The following is a 577-nucleotide window of genomic DNA, read 5'->3' as shown; positions in this document are numbered from 1 at the left end:
GCTCGGCGGCAAGGTCGAGCGCATGCATCAGGCCGACTAGGCGACACCCCCGACTCCTTCGATCCCAACCGACCAAACCATGCAAGCCTCGCCTCCGATGTCCCTTCCCGACGCACTCGCGAATGCGCTTGGCGCCGACCGCGTGAGCACCGATCCGGCCGTCGCCAACTCGCACGCGGCCGACTGGAGCGACGCGCCGCGCTGCGCGCCGCCGCTCGTGATCCTGCCGCGCACACCCGAGGAAGTCGCGCGTGCGCTCGCCGTGCTCACGCAATATCGACAGCCGGTGGTCGTGCAAGGCGGCTTGACCGGCCTCGCTGGCGCGGCCACGCCGCAGGCGGGCGAAGTGGCGCTTTCGCTCGCGCGCCTGAATGCGCTCGAGGCGTTCGATACGATCGGCGGCACCGTGACCGTGCAGGCCGGCGTGCTCCTCGAGCAGTTGCAAACGCACGTCGAAGCCGAAGGCTGGTTCTTCCCGCTCGATCTGGGCGCGCGCGGCTCGTGCCAGTTGGGCGGCAACGCGGCAACGAACGCGGGCGGCAATCGCGTCGTGCGCTTCGGCACCATGCGCGAGCGT

General features: G+C 70.5%; 1 protein-coding gene. It reads left to right on the top strand.

What is annotated here, in order from left to right:
• Nucleotides 1-79: 79 nt before the first annotated feature.
• Nucleotides 80-577 (top strand): FAD-binding oxidoreductase (locus tag U5A58_RS40450; RefSeq protein ID WP_321965460.1); only part of this gene is annotated, 498 nt, incomplete at its 3' end.

This window comes from Paraburkholderia sp. J7, assembly GCF_905220155.1.
In the GTDB taxonomy this organism is placed as follows: Bacteria; Pseudomonadota; Gammaproteobacteria; order Burkholderiales; family Burkholderiaceae; genus Paraburkholderia.
This window is presented reverse-complemented; position numbering and strand designations above follow the sequence as displayed.